Here is a 21,248-nt window from a genome sequence, read left to right on the forward strand (position 1 = left end):
CGAGACCCTAGTGCAGGGCGCCGGGCCGCCCGCCGGTACACTCCCAGACGGCAGATCCCCTGCCTCACCCGCCCGTGGAGGACACCATCGCCGAGTCGTCCCCCCGCCGCGGCGGCCCGTCGGCCGACCGGCCCTCCGTGCACTGGTGGTCCGCCCACGGCCCGGAGCGGCACCCGCCCGGAGCGCCGGTGTTCGTGCTCGTGCACGGGCTGGGCCTGTCGCACCGTTCGTTCAGCCGGCTCGCGGCCGCGCTCGTCGCCCACGGGCCCGTGCTGGCCCCGGACCTGCCCGGCTTCGGGCGCTCGCCCGGCCCGGGTCGGCGCCTGACGATCCCGCAGCTCGCCGAGGCCCTGCTGCCGAGGCTCGACGAGCTCGCCTCGGCTCCGCTCGCCGGCCCGGTCGTGCTCGTCGGGCACTCGCTCGGCGCGCAGGTGGTCGTCGAGATGGCCCTGCGTCGCCCCGACGTCGTCGCGGGCGTGGTGCTGGTGGGCCCCGTCGTCGACCGCGTCGCGCCGAGCGTCGTCGGCCAGGGCCGCCGGCTCGCCCTCGACATGCTCGGCGAGCCGCCGCTCACGAGCGCCATGGTGACGCGTGACTACCTGCGCGGCGGCCTGCTGTCGTACGCGGCGGGCACCCGCTCGATGCTCCGGCACCCGATCGACGAGCGCCTCCCCGGTCTGGCGGCGCCGCTGCTCGTGCTGCGGGGCCGACACGACCCCGTGGCGCCCGCCCGCTGGGCGGACGAGCTCGTCGCGCTCGTCGCCGACGGCGAGGCGCGCGACGTGCCCGCCGCCGTCCACGACGTCGTGCACTCGCGGGCCGCGGCTGTCGGCCGCGAGGTCGTCGACTTCGCCCGACGCTGCTGCCCAGGGGCCGTGTCGCAGGTCTGACATCGATGTCGTCCACCCCTTGCCTCGGAATGAGCTGTGTGGATACGATCAGCCGGTCGAGCCCCTGGCCCCCGATCACGGGGTCGGTGAGGGCCGACGTCCCCCCTGGTGAGCCACCGCGCACGATGTCGTGCGCACCGGCCCGCCTGCTCGTGATTACAAGGGAGTAGTCGTGACCGTCGTCCCCACCCGCCCACCTCGAGGCCGAGCCGGCAGGGCGACGCGCCGCGTCGCCGTCGGCACGGCCCTCACCGCCGTCTCGGCCCTGCTGCTGTCGGGCCTGCCGGCCCTCGCCGCCGTCGCCGCCCCGGTCGACCTCGCCCGCTTCGGCACCGTCACCGCGTCGGCCTCGCAGTCCGACGCCGACGGCACCTTCCCCGCCGAGGCCCTGAACGACGGCGACGCCGCGACCCGGTGGGCCAGCGGCAACGGCCCCGACGAGGACGTCCCGTTCACCGCCTCGGTGATCGTCGACCTCGGCGGCGTGGCCCGCGTCGACGCGATCGGCCTCGACTGGGAGTCGTCGTACGCGACGCGCTACACGGTCGACGTGACCACCGGCGACCCGGCGCTGGCCGAGAGCTGGACCACCGCCCGGACGGTCGACGCCGGCGACGGGCAGCGCGACGAGGTCGCTCTGTCGGCGCCCACGGACGCCCGCTACGTGCGCGTGAGCATGCTGCAGCGCTCGGCGGCGACCTGGGACGCCTCGCGGCCGCACTGGTACGGCTACTCCGCCTACGGCCTCCAGGTGTACGGCGAGGCACAGACCCGCTCCGTCAGCTTCGACCGCGCGACCGCGACCGTCGCCGCCGGGCAGACCCTCACCGCCGGCCTCAGCCTGACCGGCACCAGCGACGAGCCCGTCAGCGTGCGGGTCCGCTCCACCGGCGGCACCGCCGTAGCCGGCACCGACTACCGGGCCGTCGACGAGACCGTGACCTTCGCGCCCGGCGAGACCACCGCCTCCGTCGCGCTCGAGACGATCTCGACCGGCGCGCTCAGCCCCCGCCGCACGGTCGAGCTGACCGCCTCCGACGCCAGCGAGCCGACCGTCGTCGGGTCGCGCGGGTCGCTGGCAGTCACGCTCACCCCGACGGGCGAGCTGCCCAACGTCGGCGAGACCCGCGTGCTCGACGACTTCGAGGCCGGGGTGCCCTCGGGCTACTTCGGCTGGGGCGCCAGCGCCGCGGTGACGCCCGCGCTCTCGACCGTCGCCGCCGAGCGAGAGGGGGCCGCCGGCACGCAGGTGCTCAGCGCCGTCGTCGCCGGGCCCACCGCCCCCGACAGCTGGTACGGCTTCTCGCACGACCAGCCCGCCGCCGACTGGAGCGACGCCGACGGCTTCTCGTTCTGGTTCAAGGGCGCGGCCAGCGGCCAGCAGCTGCGGTACGAGCTGAAGAACGGCGGCGTGCTCTTCGAGACGAGCGTCACCGACGACAGCACCGACTGGAAGCGCGTCAGCGTGCTCTTCGCCGACCTGCGCGTCAAGGGCCAGCCGACCAGCGACACCCGCTTCGACCCGTCCGCCTCGACCGGCTTCGCGGTGACGCTGACGCAGCTCGGCGCCGGCACGTACCTGGTCGACGACGTCGCCGTCTTCGACCGCGCCACCATGATCGAGGACTTCGAGGGCGACGTGCCGCTCAGCACGACCGCCGACCCCGTCGGCTTCTTCACCTGGGGCTCGCCGGCACCGGCCGAGCCGACCATCAGCCGCGAGGTCACCGTGCAGGAGCGCGGCGGCGACGCCGAGAACCACGTGCTCTCGGGGCAGTTCTCGATCCCCTCCGGGGGCTACGGCGGGCTGAGCCACAACCTGGCCAACAGCCAGGACTGGTCGAGCTACCAGGGCATCCGCTTCTGGTGGTACGCGTCGCAGTCGAACAACCCGGCATCGCCCACGGCGGGCGCCGACATCAAGCTCGAGATCAAGGACGGCGACCCGGCCGGCGGCGACACCGCCGAGACCAGCGAGCTGTGGGCCACGACCTTCAAGGACAACTGGGGCAGCAGCACCTCGCGCTGGAAGCTCGTCGAGCTGCCCTTCTCGTCGTTCACGCCGTCGGGCTACCAGCCGGGCGACGCCGCGACGACGAACGGCACCCTCGACCTGACGGCCTCGTTCGGCTACTCGTTCACCTTCACGCCGGGCACCCCGGCGCCCGTCGGCTGGGCGATCGACGACACGCAGCTCTACGGCACCCCCGCCTCCGCGGCCTCGGTGACCGTCGACTCCGCCCAGGACGTCTGGCTCGTCGACGCCGGCCAGCCGGCCGAGGTCGCGCTGACCGTGACGACCGCCGGTGACGAGCCCCTCGCCTCCGACGTGTCCGTCGACTGGGCCACCGCCGACGGCACCGCCGTGGCCGGCACCGACTACGACGCCGCGTCGGGCACCGTGACCTTCCCGGCCGGGAGCGCCTCGGGTGCTCAGCAGACGGTCACCGTGGCGACCCGCGCCTCCGCGGGGGCCGCCGAGGCCAAGGAGCTCCAGGTGACCCTCGCGTCGACCACGGCGAAGGTCGGCGACGGCCCGCGCGTCGTGCTCGCCGCGCACGACCTGCCGTATCTCGACGCCTCGCTGCCCACCGCCGACCGCGTCGCCGACCTGCTGGGCCGGATGACGCTGGAGGAGAAGGTCGGGCAGATGGCCCAGGCCGAGCGCCTCGGCCTCACGTCGACGAGCGACATCAGCGACCGGGCCCTCGGCTCGCTGCTCAGCGGCGGAGGGTCGGTGCCCGAGGGCAACACCGCCGTCGCCTGGGCCGACATGGTCGACGCGTACCAGCGCGAGGCCCTGTCGACCCGCCTGCAGATCCCGATGATCTACGGCGTCGACGCCGTGCACGGCCACAGCAACGTGGTCGGCGCGACGATCTTCCCGCACAACACCGGCCTCGGCGCCACCCGCGACCCGGCCCTCGTGGAGGAGATCGCCCGGGTCACGGCTCAGGAGGTGCGCGCCACGGGCGTGCCGTGGACCTTCGCCCCCTGCCTCTGCGTCTCGCGCGACGAGCGCTGGGGACGCAGCTACGAGTCGTTCGGCGAGGACCCCGCGCTGGTCCGCACCTTCGCGGCCCCGTCGGTGCTCGGCCTGCAGGGCGACGACCCGACCGACATCGGCGGCGCCGACGAGGTGCTGGCCACGGCCAAGCACTGGGCCGGCGACGGCGGCACGACCTACGACGAGTCCGTGGCCGGGACGGGCGCCTACCCGATCGACCAGGGCGTCACCGAGGCCGGGTCGCTCGAGGAGTTCACCCGCCTGCACGTCGACCCGTACCTGCCGGCGCTCCAGGCCGGCGTCGGCACGATCATGCCGTCGTACTCGGCGGTCGACCTCGGCGACGGCCCCGTGCGCATGCACGAGAACACCGCCCTGAACACCGACCTGCTGAAGGGCGACCTCGGCTTCGAGGGCTTCCTCATCAGCGACTGGGAGGGCATCGACAAGCTGCCCGGCGGCACCTACGCCGAGAAGGCGGTGCGGTCGGTGAACTCGGGCCTCGACATGGCGATGGCGCCCTACAACTACGGGGCCTTCATCGACAGCATCGTCGCGGCCGTCGGCTCCGGCGCCGTCCCGCAGTCGCGGGTCGACGACGCCGTCCGCCGCATCCTCACCCAGAAGTTCGACCTCAACCTGTTCGAGCAGCCCTTCGCGGACCGCACGAACGTCGACGGGGTCGGCTCCGCCGCGAACCGTGCCGTGGCCCGCCAGGCCGCCGGCGAGTCGCAGGTGCTGCTGACCAACGAGGGAGGCGCGCTGCCGCTCGCGAAGGACGCCTCGCTCTACGTGGCCGGCTCCAGCGCCGACGACCTCGGTCGCCAGATGGGCGGCTGGACGATCAGCTGGCAGGGCGGGTCGGGCGACACGACGACGGGCACGAGCATCGCCGAGGGCATCCGCGAGGTCGCCCCCGACGCCGCCGTGACCGTCAGCCCCGACGCCTCCGCCCCGATCGGCGCCGACCAGACCGGCGTCGTCGTGGTGGGCGAGCGCCCGTACGCGGAGGGCCAGGGCGACGTGCCGAACAACGGCTCGAGCCTGTCGCTGACGGCGGCCGACCAGGCCACCGTCGCGAAGGTCTGCGCCGCGACCGCCACGTGCGTGGTGCTCGTGGTGTCGGGCCGGCCCCAGCTGCTCGGCGACGTCGTCGGCCAGGCCGACGCCGTGGTCGCCTCGTCGCTGCCCGGCTCCGAGGGCACCGGCGTCGCCGACGTGCTGTTCGGCGACCGGCCCTTCGCCGGCCGCCTGCCCGTGACCTGGGCGGCCAGCGCCGACCAGGTGCCGATCAACGTCGGCGACGCCGACTACGAGCCGCTCTTCCCCTACGGCTGGGGCCTCCGCACCGACGGTGCGCGTGACCGGGTGGAGGCGCTGGTCGCCGGCCTGCCCGAGGGCGCGGCCCGCGAGGCGGTCCAGGCCCTGCTCGACGCCGACGTCTGGGGCGACGACGGGAGCGTGACCGACCCGGCCGCGGCCCTGCGCCTCCTCCTGGCCGCGGTGGGCCCGTTCAGCGGCACCGACCTCGGGGCGATGACCACGGCCGACGTGCTCGTGTCGCTCGCCCGTGACCTCGCGCAGGCGGCGATGATCGACGGCACGGCCGCGGCGGGCTCGGACGGCCTCACGGCCGACGCCGAGGCCGCGCTGCAGCGCGGACTGCCCGACGTGGCCCTCCGGGGCTTCGCCGCGGTGCTCGGCATCGACCTCGAGGTCGACGAGCCCACGAAGGCGATCGTGCCCGGCACGCTCGACCCCGCGACCGCCCGCCCGGGCGACTCGGTGTCGATCACGGCCACCGGCTTCGTCGCCGGAGAGGCCCTCGCCGGCACGGTGTTCTCCGAGCCGCAGTCGATCGGCACGGCGACCGCGACGGTCTCGGGCGTCGGCGTCCTGCGCTTCACGGTGCCGGCCGACCTCGAGCCGGGGGCGCACGTCGTCGAGCTCGAGGGCGCGGGGCAGATCGCCCGCGCGACGCTGACGGTGCTGGCGGCCGACGGCCCCGGCGACCCGGGCACGCCCGGCACGCCCGGTGCGGGCACGCCCGGGACGCCCGGAGCCGGCACGCCCGGCGCCGGGGTGCCCGGTGCCGGAGCCGGCGGCTCCGACGGCCCCGGCCGCGTCTCCGCCGCCCGCGGTCCGCTCGCCTTCACCGGCTCGGACGCCTGGGTCGGCATCGGCGCCGCGGCCCTCATGATGATCGTGATGGGCGCCTGGCTGACGCTCCGTCACCGTCGTCGACAGGGCAACGACTGAGCGGTCGCGCCACGTCGCACTGACGACGGAGGCCCCCGTCCCTTCCCGGGGCGGGGGCCTCTGTCGTGCGCTGCGGGCGGTGGCCGCTAGGCGGCGACCGGCTTGCGCTGGCCGACCACGGCGCCGGCGTCGGCGGCCTGCGCGGCCTCGACGGTGACGCTCTCGCCCGAGCGGCGGACGAAGCGCTTGAGGCCGACGAGCACCACGGCCGACACCACGGTGCCGGCGAGGATCGCGACGACCCACATGCCGAGGTTCCCGATCGCGAAGAACACGAAGAGGCCGCCGTGCGGGGCCTGCGACGTGACGCCCGCGGCCATCGAGATGGCTCCGGTCACCGCGCCTCCGACCATCGAGGCCGGGATGACGCGCAGCGGGTCGGCCGCGGCGAACGGGATGGCCCCCTCGGAGATGAACGAGGCGCCCAGCAGCCACGCGGCCGTGCCGTTCGAGCGCTCGACCTGCGAGAAGCCCTTGCGGTACAGCACCGTCGAGGCGAGGGCCATCGCGAGCGGCGGCACCATGCCCGCGCCCATGACGGCGGCCATGATCATCAGCGGTGCGGGGTTGTCGGTGAGCGAACCCGCCGAGAGGCCGGCGACGGCGAACGAGTAGGCCACCTTGTTGACGGGGCCGCCGAGGTCGACGCACATCATGAGGCCGAGCACGACGCCGAGCACGACCGCGCCCGTGCCGTTGAGGCCGTTGAGGAAGTCGGTCAACGCGACGGTCAGCGCGGCGATCGGGCCGCCGAGCACGAGCACGAGCAGGCCGCTCGCGAAGATCGACGCGAAGAGCGGGATGATCACGACGGGCATCAGGCCGCGCAGCCAGCGCGGCACGGTGGGCCGGCCGATCCAGTACGCGGCGAAGCCGGCGAGCAGGCCGCCGACGAGGCCGCCGATGAAGCCGGCGCCCATGAAGACGGCGACGGCGCCCGCGACGAAGCCGGGCGCGATTCCCGGGCGGTCGGCGATGGCGTAGGCGATGTAGCCGGCGAGGGCCGCGACCAGGAAGCCCATGGACAGGTTGCCGATCTGGAAGGCGGCGGCGCCGAGGAAGTACACCAGGCCCTCGGGCGGCAGGTTCGTCAGCGAGTAGTCCGTCAGCACGGTCGCGGCGTTGCCCGCGATCTCGTAGCCCGAGAGCAGGAAGCCCAGGGCGAGCAGCAGGCCGCCGCCGGCGACGAACGGGATCATGTACGAGACGCCGGTCAGCAGCCAGCGCTTCAGCGACGAGCCGAAGCCCTCCTTCGCGCGGGTCTCCTGCGCCGACGCGTCGTCGGCCGAGCCGGCGACGCGGGGAGCGGCGGGGTCGGTGGCCGCGGCCATCGCCTCCTCCACCATGGCGTCGGGGGCGTCGACGCCGCGCTTGACCGGCCCGCGCACGACGGGCTTGCCGGCGAAGCGCGACTGGTCGCGCACGTCGACGTCGACGGCGAAGATGACGGCGTCGGCCGCGGCGATCACGGCGGGGTCGAGCGGGGTCACCTTCGACGAGCCCTGCGTCTCGATCTGCAGGTCGGCGCCGAGGCGGGCGGCGGCCGCGACCAGGGCGTCCGCGGCCATGTAGGTGTGGGCGATGCCGGTGGGGCACGCCGTGACGCCGACCAGCTGGGGGCGACGGGCGCCGTCGGCCGGGGAGGTGCCGGAGGCGCTGGTCGCGCCCGCGGGAGCGGTGCCGGTGGTGCCCCGCGCCTCCGCGACGTCGCCGCTGACCTCCTGGTCGACGAGGGCGACCACGTCGGCGGGGGTGCGCGCGGCCCGGAGCGCCGCGGTGAAGTCGTCGCGGATGAGCGCGCGGGCGAGGGTGGAGAGGACCGTCATGTGGTCGCTGTCGGCGCCCTCGGGCACCGCGATCATGAAGACGATGTCGGCGTCGCCGTCGGGGGCGCCGAAGGGCACCGTGCGGGCGAGGCGCGAGAAGGCGAGCGTCGGCTCGGTGACCGAGGTCGACCGGGCGTGGGGGATGGCGATGCCGCCGGGCACGCCGGTGCCGATCGAGGCCTCGCGGGCGATCGCGTCGTCGGCGAGCGAGTCGGCGGAGCCGGCGCGGCCGGCGGCGGCCACGCGGCCGGCGAGCACCCGGATCACGTCGGACGACGTGGCTCCCAGGTCTTCGTCGAGGCCGACGAGGTCGGTGCTGATGAGTGCGGACATGGTGGGGTGCTCCTTGGGGTCGGGCGTCGTTGCTCAGCGGTGGCCGACGGCCACGGGGGCCATCGGGACGACGTCGATGTCGTCGGGGGAGGTCTGGTCGAGGGAGGGGACGATGCTGCCGGGCAGGGCCGCGGCGGCCGCGCCCGAGGCGACGGCCTGCGCGAGGCGGCCGGCCGGGCCCGCGCCGGCCTGCTCGGCGAGCAGCCAGCCCGAGAGGGAGGAGTCGCCCGCGCCGACCGTGCTCAGCGGCACGATGCGCGGGGCGGCGGCGAACCACGCGCCGGAGTCGTCGACGAGCACGGCGCCCACGCTGCCGAGGGTCAGCAGCACCGCGCCGACGCCGAGCTCGCGGAGGCGCTGGGCGCCCGCCACGGCGGCGTCGAGGTCGCGCTCGTAGGTGTCGGCGTCGCCGCCGACGACCTCGGCGAGCTCCTCGGCGTTCGGCTTGACCAGGTCGACCCGGACGCCGGAGGCGACGAGCGCGGCGAAGGGGGCGCCCGACGAGTCGACGGCGATGCGCGGCGCGGCGTCGCCGTGGGCGGCGCGGACGGCGCCGACGACGTCGGCGAGCCAGGTCACCGGCAGCCCCGGGGGCAGCGACCCCGCGAGCACGAGCCACGACGCCAGGGGGGCGTGCTCGACGACGAGGCCGGTCAGCGCCTCCACGTGGGCTCCGAGGTCGGGGCCGACCTCGTTGATCTTGGTCGTCGTGCCGCCGGGCTCGGTGACGGTGACGTTCGCTCGCAGGCGCTGCTCGATCGGCAGGTTGACGGTGGGCACGCCGCGCTGGCGGAGGGCCGTGAGCACGGGGTCGTCGAGCAGCCCGGGCAGCAGCGCGACGGTCTCGGCGCCCGAGGCCGCGAGGGCCCGCGAGACGTTGACGCCCTTGCCGCCGGGCTCGTCGGTCGTGCGGGCGGCGCGCTGCACCTCGCCGCGGCGGAGCTCGTCGGTGAGCTCGATCGTGCGGTCGAGGGAGGGGTTCGGGGTGACGGTGAGGATCATCCGCCGGGCGGGGGCACCCTCGGCGGGGCCGGTGCCGTTGCCGGTGCCGCTGCCCGCGGGGCCGTGGGCGGTCGGTGCTGTGCTCATCGTCGGACCTCGTCGTCGTCGGGAGCCTGATCGACTCCGTTCCGGACGATGAAACCACATGATCGGGCAGAGAACAACAAGAACGGGCATCCGATTCGGCCCACATGCCTCGGGATGTGCGATAGACCCGACGTCATCCACCGGTTCCTCTCGAATTTGAGAGTGATCCGTGCCTGTGAGCGTGGTTCTTCTCAAATTCGAGAGTGATCTGCTCGGCGGGCTCCGTGCCTCCCCGGCGTCTGGTCGTCGCCGAGCGAATCGCTCGCGTTCTGCGGCGCGTTGCGGTCTGGGAGTCACGCGATGACGCCGACGGGCCGCGGCCGACGACGGTGAGGTCGACGGCCGCGGCCCGGGGGGAGGCGCGGTGCGGGTGCCGGAGGTGCGCCGCGGTCAGGCGCGACGGCGGCTGACGAGCACCCCTCCCGCTCCGGCGAGGAGCAGCAGCGCCGCGAGCGCCGCGCCGAGGCGAGCGTCGGCACTGCCGGTGTAGGCGAGCGCGCCCGCGCGGGTCGGGGCGGCGGCGACGCGGGTCGGCGTCGTGCCGGCCGGGACGGTGCCAGCGCCCGTGCCCGTGCCGGTGCCGGGCGCGCCGGCCCCCGTCCCCGGCACGACCGGCGTCGTCGGGTCGGTCGGCGCCGTCGGTGCCTCGCACGGCAGCGTCCCGGCGCGGAGCGAGAACCCGTCCGTGTCGGCGTCGTCGGCGTAGAACGTCTGGCGAGCGCCGTCGGTGCAGGTCGCGGCGTCGGCCACGGCGAAGCCCTCGTTGGCGAGCCCGCGGTCGGCGTTCAGCGGGGCCTCGTAGACGACCTGCTCGGCGAAGGCGCCCGAGGCGTCGACGTCGAAGAGGGCGGTGCGGCCCGAGCAGGCCTCGTCGCAGACGACCCACAGGGCGTCGAGGTCGGCGTCGAACTGCACGTCGGCCACGAGGTCGAACGAGGTGGCGATCGTCGCGACGCGCTCGGCCGAGCCGTCGGTCGAGAGGGCGTAGGCGTAGACGCTCGCGGTGCCCTCGACGCCGACGAAGAACAGGCCCTCGCCGTGGCCGGGGTGGGCGGCGGGGTCGTAGGCGGCGCCGGTCGACTCGTCGACGAAGCCGCGCTCCGTGAGCCACGAGTCGGGCACCCAGGTGACGCCCTCGAGCCCGGCGTTCGCGCCGAGGCCGGGGAAGTCGGCGGCGAGGTTCCACTCCTGCGTCGCGACGAGCGTCGTCGCGCTGCCCGCGGCGGCCACGTCGTAGCGCAGCACCGAGGGGCGGCTGACGCTCGACGCCGCGTTGTTCCGCTCGGACGAGACGTACACGCCGCCGTCGCTCGAGTCGCCGGTCACGGTGACGCCCTCGGCGTCGACCCGGCCGGTGCCGTCGGGGTAGCGCAGGGCCTTGCCCGCGGACCAGCCGGAGTCGGTGGCCGGGGCCCAGCCCCCCGCGCCGTCCGAGACGATGCGGTAGAGCAGGCCGTCGCCGTTCTGCACGGCCCAGAGGGTGCCGTCGGCCGAGGTTCCCGAGGGCTCGTAGTCGAGGCCGCTGAGGTCGCCGGTGAAGGTCGCCTCGTCGTCGAGCGGCAGCTCGTCCGGGCCGCCGGGCCACGGCTGGGTGAGGACGGTGCCCGCGGCGATGTTCGCCGAGCCCTTGGTGGCCTCGAGCGTGGCCGTGAAGTCGCCGGTGCCGTCGGGGCTGCGGCCCCAGGTCACCGCGGCGTGCTGCGTCCAGGCCCAGGAGTCGACGAGGGTGACGCCGTCGCGCGCGAACAGGCGGACGCTGTCCGCGCCTCCCAGTCCGAAGTCGAACCCGGCGGGCGTCGTCGTCGTCAGCTCGTCGAGCACGAGGAAGCCCCCGGGCTGGATGACGGAGCCCGTCGGCAGCACGTACCGGTGCGTGTCGTCGCTGTCACGGAGCACGAAGCCGCTGACGTCGACGGGGGTCGCGCCGACGGTGGTGAGCTCGACCCAGTCGCCGGGCGTGCCGCCGCTCGACTCGACCTCGTTGAGGCGAACGGGGGAGGAGCAGTCGTTCGCCGCGCCCTTCGTGCTCGTCGTCGTGGTGGCGAACTCGCCGGTGCCGTCGGGGCAGCGGCCGTAGCTGACGAGGCTGTGCTCGGTCCAGCTGTAGGTGAGCGCCAGGGCGCCCGAGGTGTCGTAGACGCGGGCGGAGTCGGCGCCGCCGAGGCCGAAGTCGAAGCCGGGGCGGACGCCCTGGGCCTGGTCGATGACGAAGAAGCCGCCGGGGGCGACGGTCGAGCCGGCGGGCAGCACGTACTTCGCGTGGGAGTCGTCGCCGTCGAGGAAGGACCAGCCGGAGACGTCGACGGCGGCGCTGCCGACGTTGGTCAGCTCGACCCAGTCGGTGTCGTCGCCGTTCGACTCGACCTCGTTGATGCGCAGCGTCGTCGCGACCGGCGCGGGGGCGGGCGTCGGAGCCGGGGTGGGCGCGGGGGTCGGAGCCGGCGTCGTGCCGGGGTCGGTCGGCGTCGTCGCCGCGGCGTTGGCCGTGCCCTTGCTCGAGGCGGGCGTGACGCCGAAGGCGCCCGTGCGGTCGGGCAGGCGACCGTACGTCGTGGCGGCGGCGGCCGTCCAGCTGTACGAGTCGAGCAGCGTCGTGCCGTCGGCGTCGAACAGGCGCACCGAGTCGGCCTTGCCGAGGCCGAAGCTGAGGCCCGTGGCCGGGTCGGTCGACTCGTCGACGACGAGGAACCCGAGGGCCGGGAGGGTCGTGCCCGCCGGCAGGGTGAAGGCGTGGGTGTCGTCGTTGTCCTTCAGCACGAGGCCGGAGACGTCGACCGGGGCCGAGGTGGTGTTGGCGAGCTCGATCCAGTCGCCGGGCGTGCCGCCGTCCGACTCGATCTCGTTGACGACGACCGTGCCGAGGAGCGTCGGGGCTCCCGTGGCGGCCGAGGCGGGGGCGGCGGTGCCGACGAGCCCGACGGCGGCGACGCAGCCGACGAGGGTCGTCGCGCCGAGGCGCCGGAGGAGGGGGTGCATGCGTGATCCGTTCGTGGGGTGACGTGGTCACCCGCACTCTCGTGCCCCGCGACGTGCAGCCGGTGAACCCCCGGTGAACGACAGGTGGTGCGCATCACCGCGTCGACCGGGAGTGCTGCCTCCCGTCGGGCCGGCGGCCTGCCTCCCGTCGGGCCGGAGGCCTTCCCGGAGGGGGCTCAGGCCTCCTCGTCGTCCTCGTCCTCGTCGCCCTCCGCGTTGCCCGCGGCCTCGACCCAGTCGGTCGCCTCGTCGGAGAGGTAGAACTCGTCGTCGGTGCCCTCGCCGACCCAGGTGTCGTCGTCGCCCGGCTCGCCCGTGACGGCGGTGATCTGCTCGAGGATCTCCGGCGGCACGGCGTCGCCGGCGTTGTCGATCAGCCACTGCCGGGTGCTCGGGATCAGGTCGGGCCACCACTCGTCGATTCGCATGCGCCGAGCCTGGCACGCCGCGGCGGGCCGTGCCAGCCCGGAGGGGCGTGGTCGGAGCGGGCGTGGTCGGAGCGGGCGTGGCCCGGAAGGGTGCGACAGGGCCGGCCCGGCGCTAGTGTCCCGGCATGACCTGGCCCGTCGTCCACCTCTCCCGCTCGTTCGACCACGACGTCGCCGCGGTGTCCCGCATCGCCGGGGACCCCGCGAACCTGCCCGCGTGGGCGGCGGGCCTCAGCGCGGGCGTCCGCCAGGAGGGCGGACGGTGGTTCGCGGACTCCCCGATGGGCGTCGTCGAGGTGGCCTTCACCGGGCCGGTGGAGCTGGGAGTCCTCGACCACGACGTGACCCTGCCCGACGGGACGACCGTACGGAACCCGTTCCGGGTCGTGGCCAACGACCAGGGCAGCGAGGCCGTGTTCACCCTCTTCCGGCGTGACGGCGTCTCCGAGGCGGAGTTCGCGGCCGACGCCGACGCGGTGCGGAGCGACCTGGACCGGCTGGCAGCGCTGCTCGACGAACGCCTCCCTCGCACCCGCCAGGCGCCGCCGGTGGCCGTCGACCACCCTTGAGGTCCTCCGACGACCAGCGCCGTTCGCCGGTGGTCTCAGCCTCCTCTCCGCACGGCGAAGGGCCGATGATGGAGCCATGACCACCACACTGCACGGGATCGACGTCGCCGCTGAGCTCCGACAGGTCCGGGAGCACTGGACGCCGAGGGTCGTCGGGCGGGTGAACGACCAGTACGTGAAGGTCGCGAAGCTGCTCGGCGAGCTCGTCTGGCACGCGCACGACGCCGAGGACGAGATGTTCCTCGTCGTCTCGGGGCGCCTCCGGATCCAGCTGCCCGACGACGAGGAAGTCGTGCTCGAGCCGGGGCAGTTCTGGGTCGTCCCCCGGGGGGTGCAGCACAACCCGGTCGCGGAGGAGGAGGTCGAGATCGTCCTGATCGAGACGGTCACCACGGCGCACACCGGCGACGTCGTGGTCGAGGGGACCGTCCCGCTCGAGAGGCAGGTCGGCGACTTCCGCTGACCCAGCCCGCCGCAGGCCCTCGCCGCTCGGCCCGGGAGGGCGCCGCCTAGAACGGCGCGACGCCCGAGCGGTCGATGAACGTGCCGGTCGGCCCCTGGCCGCCACGGGTCGCGAGCTCGACCACGGCGTCGGTGCCCTCGGTCACCGTCTGGTGGCCGCTGTTGCCGTTGAGGTCGGTCGCCGTGTAGCCGGGGTCGGCGGCGTTGACGCGGATCTCGGGCAGGGCCTTCGCGTACTGCACCGTCAGCATCGTGACGGCCGCCTTCGACGCCGTGTAGAGCGGCGCGACGACGGTCGACTCGATGCGGTCGGCGTCGTGCACCGCCGTGAACGAGCCGAGGCCGCTCGTCACGTTGACGATGGTCGGCGCCGACGAGCGGCGGAGCAGCGGCAGGAAGGCCGTCGTCGTGCGCACGACGCTCGCGACGTTGGTGTCGAGCACCTCGAGGGCGTCGGCCCCCGTGAGCTGGTCGGGGGCGGAGTGCGACCCCGTGATGCCCGCGTTGTTCACGAGGACGTCGAGGCCGCCGGCCGCGGCGATCGTCTCGGCGGCCGCGGCGACCGAGGCGTCGTCGGTGACGTCGAGCTGCACGAACCGGGCGCCGAGCTCGTCGGCGGTCGCGCGGCCCCTGGCCTCGTCGCGGGCCCCGATCCAGACCGTGTGGCCGGCCTCGAGGAGGCGCCGGGCGGTCTCGCGCCCCAGCCCCTTGTTGCCCCCGGTGACGAGGGTGGTCGTGGTCGCGGCGGTGTCGGCGGAGGTGGTGTCGGGGGAGGTGGTGGTGCCCGTGGTGGGCGTGTCGTTCGTCATGACCCGAGTCTCCGCCCTGCCCCCGACGCCCATCCAGGCCCGCCCCGTCGGGAGGACTCGCAGTACCACCCCGCCGGCCCTCGGCGCTGCGAGACTGACGAGGTGGACACCCCTGCCGGCGACCTCGGCGCCCTGCTGCGCGCGTGGCGCGACCGCCTCTCGCCCGTCGACGTCGGCCTTCCCGCCGGCGACCACCGCCGGGCCGCGGGCCTCCGGCGGGAGGAGCTCGCCGCGCTCGCGGGCCTCAGCGTCGACTACGTCGTGCGGCTCGAGCAGGGCCGGGCGCAGCACCCCTCGGCGCAGGTCGCCGCGGCGCTGGCGCGGGCCCTCCAGCTGAGCGACGCCGAGCGCGACCACCTCTTCGTGCTCGCGGGCCTCGTGCCGCCGTCGCCCGCCACCGTGCCCGAGCACGTGCCGCCGGGGGTGCAGCGGCTGATCGCGCGGCTCGGCGAGACGCCGCTCGCGGTCTTCACCGCCTCCTGGGACCTGCTCAGCTACAGCCCCCTCTGGGGCCGTCTCTTCGGCGAGCCCGTGGGCGAGGGCGGCGAGCGGCCGAACCTGCTGCGGTCGTGGTTCGGCGGCACGCAAGCGATCACGCCGGGCGAGCGCGTCGAGCACGGGCGCGACGGCGGCCTGCGGGCGTTCGAGGCCTCGCTCGTCGCCGACCTGCGGCGGGTGCACGGCCGCTACCCGGGCGACCCGCGCGTGCGACGCCTGATCGACGACATGACCGTGGCGAGCGACATCTTCCGCGAGCTCTGGCGCACCGGGGCCGTCGGCGAGCACGTCTCCGAGCGCAAGGTGATCCGCCACCCGGTCGTGGGCGACGTCGAGCTCGACTGCGACGTGCTCACCGTGGCGGGCACCGATCTGCGCCTCGTCGCCTACACGGCCGCGACCGGCTCGCCCGCGGCCGCCGCCCTCGACTTCCTCCGCGTCTCCGCGGTCACGGCCGACGCCCGCTGAGGCGCGCCCGGCCGCTGCCCGCGCTCCGTGGCTGTGTACCCCGACGAGCGCGGCTCGTCGCAGCCCTGCGTCCGACCGGTCGACGGCCGCCGACGCCGCTGTCCCCCGAACGGGAAACGCGGGCGACTGTCCGATTCACGCAACTAGCTAGACCGTCTAACTGTTCAGTGTCATGATCGTCCCGTACCGGTTCACGGCGGTACGCGGCCCTGGCGACAGGGCCGACCACCCGGTCACCACGGTCACCGACGGCAGCGCAGGGCTGCCAGAGACGAGCAGCACCATGAGCCTCATCCACGCCAGCAGGAGCCCCTTCTCCGAGATCCGCGACGCTGATCGTCAGATCACGCTCCTCGTCATCGCCACGTCGGCGCTGGCGACCTGCGGCACCGCGATCGCCGGCATGCTCGTCGTCCTCGGCGCCGGCGCGTGACCGCCTCCGTCGCGATGGTCGACCACCTCGACCTCCCGATGACCGAGCCCCTCGACCTGGCGGAGCTCTTCACGAGCGACGCCGCCTGACGCACCCGCGTCGCCCCGGCCCGTACCAGCCGCCCACGTCGTGGGGGGCCGACGAGGGCCACGTGCAGAGCCTCCCCCGGGAGGCTCTCCGCACGTCCGGGGGCGTCCGGGTCAGGCCGCGCCGACCAGCGCCAGGTCGTCGAGGTCCCAGGTGGGCGCCGCGTAGGGGCGCCCCCACCCGTCGCGGAGCCGCGTGACGGCACGGTCGTACGCGTCGAGGAGGTCCATGCGCGGCCGCACCATCGACTGCAGCTGCAGACCCTCGTAGAGGGCGAGCAGCTGCTCCGCGCCGCGGGCCGGCGCCATGGTCGCGGGCTCGCGCCCGAGTTCGACGTCGCGGCGGAGGCCCTCGGCGACCATCCGGTGGAACCGGCTCCAGTCGCCCTGCAGCAGCTCGGAGAGCGGGTGCCCGGGAGTCGCGGCCACGTTGACGAGGGAGCTCAGCAACCGCATCAGCGACGGGTCCTCGATGTTCGACTGCACGATCCGGCGCAGGAAGAGCACGGTGCCGTGCGACGCCATGACCGGCAGGAGGGGAGAGGTGCGCTCGGCCGTCCAGCGGTCGACGGCCGCGAGCAGCAGGCCGTTCCAGTCGGGGAAGTGCGCGGTCACCGCCTCCAGGGGCAGTCCTGCGGTCTCGGCCACCGCCTCCAGCGTGGTCTCGTGGAAGGCGCGGTGCCGGAAGGTCTCGATGGCGGCGGCCACGACGCTGCGGCGCAGCTCGACGTGGGCCGACTCGGCGTAGAAGTCGTCGGGGGAGGCGTTCTGGTCGTTCACGACAGCAATGTCACCAGAGCAGCGCGCGCCTGACGAGTCCCCGTTCTGGGGAAGGCGCGGGAGGCGCGAGGTGCGTCGACCCGCCGAGGCGCGGTCGACGGGTGGTCGCCTCAGCGGCGCCGCGCGGTCACCACGAGCAGGTGATCTCCGCGAGGGCGTGGTCGAAGGCCGTCGTCGGCTCGAAGCCGGGGCGCAGCAGCATCTGCAGCTGGAGGCCCTCGAACAGCGCGATGAGGGTCGTCGCGAGCGCCTTGACGTCGACGCCGGCGGGCACGACGCCCTCGCTCACGTCGAAGGCGAGCCCCTGCTGCACCATGGTGTGGAAGTCGCAGTACCGGTCGCGGAGGTAGAGCGACGCGAGGTGCCCGGGGTCGGTGCCCTCGACCGCGAGCGACAGGAGCGTGCGGGAGAGCGCGGGGTGCTGGGCGCCGTAGGCGACCAGCCCGCGCATGAAGCCGAGCGTCGCGCCGCCGGCGGTCTCGCGGGCGACCTGCTCGAAGCGGTCCTGGTTCCAGCGGTCGAGGGCGGCGAGCACGAGGCCGAGCCACGACGGGAAGTGGCGACGGACGGCGGCGACGGTCGTCTGCGCGGTCCGGGCGACGTCCTCGAAGCTCGTCCCGGCGTACCCGAGGCGCTCGAGCGTCTCGACGGTCGCGACGACGACGTCCTTGCGGTCGGCGACGGCGAGGTCGAAGGCGCTCGGATCAGGGGCGGTCGTCTCGATCGTCACGGTTCTCCTCGAGGGGTGGTGGGGTCCTCGGCCTCAGCATGTCGGTGCCGACGGCCGCCTGCCACGCCCCCTTCGGGGGCAGTGGGAGCCGCGGCGCCGGGGGCTCCGGCGTGCCCTGTGGAGAGACAGCGCCCCGCCCCGTGCCCGCTGCTACGGTGAGGTCGCTCGGTTCCGGGGGGATCCACGACCGGACGAGCAGCTGCCCTGCTCCGTTCCATCGACTCCTCAGGAGAGAACCATGACCACCCCCCAGCCCTACGGCGCCGCCGGCGCCCCCGTCAAGACCAACGTCCTCGCGATCGTCGGCATCATCCTCGCCTTCTTCGTGCCCCTCGTCGGCGTCATCCTCGGCTTCGTCGCGCGCTCGCAGATCAAGCGCACCGGCGAGAAGGGCAGCGGCCTCGCGCTGGCCGCCATCATCATCGGCCTCGCGTTCATCGTGATCGGCATCATCATCAGCGTCGTCTTCGCCATCGCGGGGGCCAACGCCGGCGTCAGCACGACCTACTAGGTCGCGACGGCCCGGCCACGGGCCGGACGGCAGGAGGCGCGGTGAGCGATCACCGCGCCTCCTCGCGTTCCCGGGGCTCGTCGGTCGCGCCGCGCCGCGCCGTGGGCGCTCAGGACGCCCGGACGCTCAGGAGGCCCGGACGTTCAAGAGGCCCCTAGGGCGACGAGCATGCCGGCCACGAGCATGCCGCAGGCCGACACCGCCGACGTCGCGACGACCAGGAGCGTCGTGCGACGTTCGGCCTCCCGCACCTCCGAGAAGGGCGAGGCCTCGGCGAACGGAGACTGTCGGAGGATGCTCATGGCGCTTCTCGTTCCTGACGGCCCTGCGCCGTCGTCCGTACCGGGCCCCACGGGGCCGCATCGCCGTGAATCGATGCGCATGCATACTCACATACGGATAGCTAGATCGCCTAGCTACACCCGCTAGAGGTCGCGCTCAGCGGACAGGGCCCGCGACCAGCGGACCGTCACGGTCAGGAGGCCGGGCCGAGCAGCACCGCGAGCATCGTCGCGGCCGAGCCGACGAGGAAGATCGCGGTGCCGAACTGCATCGTCTTCGTCTTGTTTCGGTCGGAGACCGGCACGCTCACCTCGAGGATGGGGCAGCCCGACCAGCCGATCAGGCCGAGGCTCAGCGCCACGGCGCCGGCGCCGACCCAGAACAGCACCTCGCCGGGCGTCGACAGGAGCTCCGGCCGCCAGCCCGAGAGCAGCACCGCCGCGAACGCCACGGCCACGGCCACGACGCCGCCGACGAACCACAGCGTGCCCGTCCACATGATGCGCTGGAGGTTCTCGACCGGGCCCATCAGGTCGCGCCCGCCCGGCAGCGGGGGCTGGCCGACCGTGGGCGCGGGGTCGGGCGAGGAGGCGGGGGTGCGGAGGGTCGGGTCGGTCTCGTTCACCCCCCTACGCTGCCACTGTTCGCGCCGGAACGTGCACACGACGCACGTCTCCGTGCCTCAGCGGTGCAGCGTCACGCTCGGGTACTCGCCGAAGCGCTCGCGGTAGGTGCCCGAGAACCGGCCCAGGTGCCCGAAGCCCCACCGGCGGGCCACGTCGGCCACGGTCGCCCGCCGGGGGTCGAGCTCGGCCAGCTCTGCCCGGGCCCGGTCGAGGCGGACGGTGCGGAGGTAGAGCGTCGGCGTGGTGTCGAGGTGGCGGGCGAACGCCGCCTGCAGCCCGCGGCTGCTCAGGCCGACGGCGGCCGCGGCGTCCGCCACGGCGATCGGTTCGTGCGCGTGGTCGCGGAGGTACTCCACGGCGCGGCGGAGGCGCGAGCCGGAGGCCACCAGCGCGAGGGGCGACGACGCCCCCGCCTCGTGGGGGAAGGTGTCGAGCACCGCCAGGGCGAGGTGCCGGTCGGCCTCCGACCGGGTCAGCAGCGGGGTCGCCGCGTCGAGCAGCAGGGGCGTCGTGGCCGCCAGCACGCGGCGCCACCGTGCGAGGGCGTCCCGGCCCGGCTCGGCGGCGTGGTGGAACAGCAGGCGCCCGGGCTCGACGCCCTCGTGCTCGGCGGCCAGGCCCTCGAGGTAGCCGCCGTCGAGGTGGACGAGGTTCTGCCGGTAGTCGGCGTAGTCGAACTCGTACGCCCGGGTGGGCGCGACGTGCGGCACGTGCAGCGTCTGGGCCGTCTCGTCGCGCCCGACGTCGGTCACGCCGTGGCCCTCGTGCAGCCACGAGACGATGTACTCGCGCGTCTCCTCCGCGACGCCGTGGGCGGTCCCGCGGAACTCCGACGTACGGAGGGTCACGACCGCGTCGCCCGTCGAGGTGTAGCGGTACGAGAACGGGCCGTCGCCGTGCTCGAGCCGGAAGCCGTCGCCCGGGTAGGCCGTCTCGTAGAGCAGGCGCGCCTCGTCGAGGTCGCGGCCGTCCGTGGCCGACCTCGTCATCGAGCCGTCTGCGTCATCCATCCCGACCCCGATCCTGGCACGGCCCGGGCCGTCCTCCCATCCGCGTCTGCCACGATCGGTCCGACCGACCCCGACCGGCAGGAGCCGACCCATGGACAACGCCCAGATCGCCACCTTCTTCACCGTGCTCATCAGCGCCGTCACGGTCGCGGGCCTCGGCCTCGTGGTCGCGTCGTTCGTGGCCATGGGCTCCTCGAAGTAGGGCCCCGCGCAGCTGTCGGGCGTCGTGGCTACTCTCGACGCATGAGACCGCTGCAGCAGACCATCATCGCCGAGCTCGCCGTCGCCCCGCAGATCGACCCCGCCACCGAGGTCGAGACGCGCGTGGCCTTCCTCCGTGACTACCTGGAGACCACCGGCGCCGCGGGCTTCGTGCTCGCGGTCAGCGGCGGGCAGGACAGCACGCTCGCCGGTCGTCTCTGCCAGCTCGCCGTCGAGGGCGTGCGCCGCGACGGCGGCGAGGCCGAGCTCGTCACGGTCCGCATGCCCTACAAGGTGCAGGCCGACGAAGACGACGCGCAGCTCGCGCTCGGCTTCATCGACGGCGCCGAGGGCCTGGTCGTGAACATCCAGGGCGGTGTCGACGGCACCGCCGGCGACGTCGCCGCCGCCCTCGGGGCGCCCGTCAGCGACTTCGCGAAGGGCAACGTCAAGGCCCGCACCCGCATGGTGGCCCAGTACGCGATCGCGGGCGAGCGCGGCCTGCTCGTCGTGGGCACCGACCACGCGGCCGAGGCGCTCACCGGCTTCTTCACGAAGTACGGCGACGGCGGGGTCGACCTCACGCCGCTCACCGGGCTCAGCAAGGGCCAGGGCGCCGCCCTCCTCCGGCACCTCGGCGCGCCGGCCCGCCTCTACGAGAAGGCGCCGACGGCCGACCTGCTCGACGAGACGCCCGGCCAGACCGACGAGGCGAACCTCGGCCTCACCTACGCCGACATCGACGCGTACCTCGAGGGGCGCGACGTCGACGACGCGACGGCCGAGCTGATCGAGCAGCGCTACCTCGCCACCGAGCACAAGCGCCGCGTGCCGGCCACCCCGCACGACACCTGGTGGCGCGAGGCCTGAGCCCGCACCGGCTCCCCGCCCCGCGGGGCGGTCCGGGGAACGCGCCGGTCGGTGCGCTCCCCGGACACCCTCCGGTCGCTCCCAGGGCGCGGGTCCAGTGTCGGG

18 protein-coding genes are annotated in these 21,248 nt (G+C 74.6%); 8 read left to right on the top strand and 10 right to left on the bottom strand.

Features of this window, described 5'->3' with window-relative positions; genetic code table 11:
• Positions 1 to 74 precede the first annotated feature (74 nt).
• Both FHR77_RS01205 and FHR77_RS01210 read left to right on the top strand, forming a co-directional pair.
• Positions 75 to 890 (top strand): alpha/beta fold hydrolase, encoded by an 816-nt coding sequence (locus FHR77_RS01205; protein ID WP_167258183.1) that lies wholly within the window; start codon positions 75 to 77, stop codon positions 888 to 890.
• A 172-nt stretch (positions 891 to 1,062) separates the two neighbouring features.
• Positions 1,063 to 6,156 carry a glycoside hydrolase family 3 N-terminal domain-containing protein gene (locus FHR77_RS01210; protein WP_167258185.1) on the top strand — a complete coding sequence of 1,698 codons (5,094 nt, stop codon included), beginning with the start codon at positions 1,063 to 1,065 and terminating at the stop codon, positions 6,154 to 6,156.
• A gap of 86 nt (positions 6,157 to 6,242) precedes the next feature.
• Here FHR77_RS01210 and FHR77_RS01215 read toward each other — a convergent pair whose 3' ends face one another.
• The 4 genes from FHR77_RS01215 to FHR77_RS01230 all read right to left on the bottom strand — a co-directional run bounded on the left by FHR77_RS01215 (position 6,243) and on the right by FHR77_RS01230 (position 12,808).
• On the bottom strand, positions 6,243 to 8,315 hold the full coding sequence (locus tag FHR77_RS01215) for a PTS fructose transporter subunit IIABC (RefSeq protein WP_167258187.1): 2,073 nt from the start codon (positions 8,313 to 8,315) through the stop codon (positions 6,243 to 6,245).
• A gap of 33 nt (positions 8,316 to 8,348) precedes the next feature.
• Positions 8,349 to 9,317 (bottom strand): 1-phosphofructokinase family hexose kinase, encoded by a 969-nt coding sequence (locus tag FHR77_RS01220; protein WP_167259399.1) that lies wholly within the window; start codon positions 9,315 to 9,317, stop codon positions 8,349 to 8,351.
• 477 nt (positions 9,318 to 9,794) lie between these two features.
• Positions 9,795 to 12,380, bottom strand: coding sequence for a lamin tail domain-containing protein (locus tag FHR77_RS01225; RefSeq protein ID WP_167258189.1), 2,586 nt, complete (start codon positions 12,378 to 12,380; stop codon positions 9,795 to 9,797).
• A gap of 176 nt (positions 12,381 to 12,556) precedes the next feature.
• The gene (locus tag FHR77_RS01230; RefSeq protein ID WP_056052492.1) at positions 12,557 to 12,808 is read right to left on the bottom strand and encodes a hypothetical protein; all 252 of its coding nucleotides are present in this window, start codon (positions 12,806 to 12,808) and stop codon (positions 12,557 to 12,559) included.
• A gap of 125 nt (positions 12,809 to 12,933) precedes the next feature.
• On the opposite strand from FHR77_RS01230, the gene FHR77_RS01235 reads away from it, so the two are divergent.
• Positions 12,934 to 13,377, top strand: a complete 444-nt coding sequence (locus tag FHR77_RS01235; protein ID WP_167258191.1) for an SRPBCC family protein — start codon at positions 12,934 to 12,936, stop codon at positions 13,375 to 13,377.
• Between the two features lie 76 nt (positions 13,378 to 13,453).
• A complete protein-coding gene (locus FHR77_RS01240; protein WP_167258193.1) occupies positions 13,454 to 13,840 on the top strand; it encodes a cupin domain-containing protein in 387 nt (128 codons plus the stop codon).
• A gap of 46 nt (positions 13,841 to 13,886) precedes the next feature.
• On the opposite strand, the gene FHR77_RS01245 is transcribed toward FHR77_RS01240, so the two are convergent.
• A complete protein-coding gene (locus FHR77_RS01245; RefSeq protein ID WP_167258195.1) occupies positions 13,887 to 14,648 on the bottom strand; it encodes an SDR family NAD(P)-dependent oxidoreductase in 762 nt (253 codons plus the stop codon).
• Between the two features lie 102 nt (positions 14,649 to 14,750).
• Between FHR77_RS01245 and FHR77_RS01250 the strand changes: the two genes are divergently transcribed.
• Together FHR77_RS01250 and FHR77_RS01255 are read left to right on the top strand one after the other, a co-directional pair.
• Positions 14,751 to 15,614 carry an MmyB family transcriptional regulator gene (locus FHR77_RS01250; RefSeq protein ID WP_167257821.1) on the top strand — a complete coding sequence of 288 codons (864 nt, stop codon included), beginning with the start codon at positions 14,751 to 14,753 and terminating at the stop codon, positions 15,612 to 15,614.
• Between the two features lie 283 nt (positions 15,615 to 15,897).
• A complete protein-coding gene (locus tag FHR77_RS01255; RefSeq protein WP_167258197.1) occupies positions 15,898 to 16,047 on the top strand; it encodes a hypothetical protein in 150 nt (49 codons plus the stop codon).
• Between the two features lie 200 nt (positions 16,048 to 16,247).
• Here FHR77_RS01255 and FHR77_RS01260 read toward each other — a convergent pair whose 3' ends face one another.
• Positions 16,248 to 16,913 carry a TetR/AcrR family transcriptional regulator gene (locus FHR77_RS01260; RefSeq protein ID WP_056052528.1) on the bottom strand — a complete coding sequence of 222 codons (666 nt, stop codon included), beginning with the start codon at positions 16,911 to 16,913 and terminating at the stop codon, positions 16,248 to 16,250.
• 127 nt (positions 16,914 to 17,040) lie between these two features.
• Positions 17,041 to 17,643, bottom strand: coding sequence for a TetR family transcriptional regulator C-terminal domain-containing protein (locus FHR77_RS16510; RefSeq protein WP_167258199.1), 603 nt, complete (start codon positions 17,641 to 17,643; stop codon positions 17,041 to 17,043).
• A gap of 238 nt (positions 17,644 to 17,881) precedes the next feature.
• Here FHR77_RS16510 and FHR77_RS01270 point away from each other — a divergent pair, with 238 nt between their 5' ends.
• Positions 17,882 to 18,154, top strand: coding sequence for a DUF4190 domain-containing protein (locus FHR77_RS01270; RefSeq protein WP_167258202.1), 273 nt, complete (start codon positions 17,882 to 17,884; stop codon positions 18,152 to 18,154).
• Positions 18,155 to 18,297: 143 nt separating this feature from the next.
• Here the strand turns inward: FHR77_RS01270 and FHR77_RS01275 are convergent, their stop codons facing one another.
• The 3 genes from FHR77_RS01275 to FHR77_RS01285 form a co-directional block, all read right to left on the bottom strand.
• A complete protein-coding gene (locus FHR77_RS01275; RefSeq protein WP_156369884.1) occupies positions 18,298 to 18,456 on the bottom strand; it encodes a hypothetical protein in 159 nt (52 codons plus the stop codon).
• Positions 18,457 to 18,629: 173 nt separating this feature from the next.
• The gene (locus tag FHR77_RS01280; RefSeq protein ID WP_167258204.1) at positions 18,630 to 19,061 is read right to left on the bottom strand and encodes a hypothetical protein; all 432 of its coding nucleotides are present in this window, start codon (positions 19,059 to 19,061) and stop codon (positions 18,630 to 18,632) included.
• A 57-nt stretch (positions 19,062 to 19,118) separates the two neighbouring features.
• Entirely contained in the window at positions 19,119 to 20,072 is a 954-nt protein-coding gene (locus tag FHR77_RS01285) for an AraC family transcriptional regulator (RefSeq protein WP_167258206.1), read from the bottom strand.
• 243 nt (positions 20,073 to 20,315) lie between these two features.
• Between FHR77_RS01285 and nadE the strand changes: the two genes are divergently transcribed.
• On the top strand, positions 20,316 to 21,143 hold the full coding sequence (gene nadE / locus FHR77_RS01290) for an ammonia-dependent NAD(+) synthetase (RefSeq protein WP_167258208.1): 828 nt from the start codon (positions 20,316 to 20,318) through the stop codon (positions 21,141 to 21,143).
• Positions 21,144 to 21,248: the final 105 nt, after the last annotated feature.

The sequence above is a fragment of the Frigoribacterium endophyticum genome, assembly GCF_011759585.1.
GTDB classification, from domain to species: Bacteria; Actinomycetota; Actinomycetes; order Actinomycetales; family Microbacteriaceae; genus Frigoribacterium; species Frigoribacterium endophyticum.

Coding starts and splice junctions, on each gene's coding strand:
- FHR77_RS01215 (WP_167258187.1), bottom strand. CDS start 8,315: ATGTCCGCACTCATCAGCACCGACCTCGTCGGCCTCGACGAAGACCTG.
- FHR77_RS01220 (WP_167259399.1), bottom strand. CDS start 9,317: ATGATCCTCACCGTCACCCCGAACCCCTCCCTCGACCGCACGATCGAG.
- FHR77_RS01225 (WP_167258189.1), bottom strand. CDS start 12,380: ATGCACCCCCTCCTCCGGCGCCTCGGCGCGACGACCCTCGTCGGCTGC.
- FHR77_RS01230 (WP_056052492.1), bottom strand. CDS start 12,808: ATGCGAATCGACGAGTGGTGGCCCGACCTGATCCCGAGCACCCGGCAG.
- FHR77_RS01235 (WP_167258191.1), top strand. CDS start 12,934: ATGACCTGGCCCGTCGTCCACCTCTCCCGCTCGTTCGACCACGACGTC.
- FHR77_RS01240 (WP_167258193.1), top strand. CDS start 13,454: ATGACCACCACACTGCACGGGATCGACGTCGCCGCTGAGCTCCGACAG.
- FHR77_RS01245 (WP_167258195.1), bottom strand. CDS start 14,648: ATGACGAACGACACGCCCACCACGGGCACCACCACCTCCCCCGACACC.
- FHR77_RS01255 (WP_167258197.1), top strand. CDS start 15,898: ATGAGCCTCATCCACGCCAGCAGGAGCCCCTTCTCCGAGATCCGCGAC.
- FHR77_RS01270 (WP_167258202.1), top strand. CDS start 17,882: ATGACCACCCCCCAGCCCTACGGCGCCGCCGGCGCCCCCGTCAAGACC.
- FHR77_RS01275 (WP_156369884.1), bottom strand. CDS start 18,456: ATGAGCATCCTCCGACAGTCTCCGTTCGCCGAGGCCTCGCCCTTCTCG.
- FHR77_RS01285 (WP_167258206.1), bottom strand. CDS start 20,072: ATGGATGACGCAGACGGCTCGATGACGAGGTCGGCCACGGACGGCCGC.
- nadE (WP_167258208.1), top strand. CDS start 20,316: ATGAGACCGCTGCAGCAGACCATCATCGCCGAGCTCGCCGTCGCCCCG.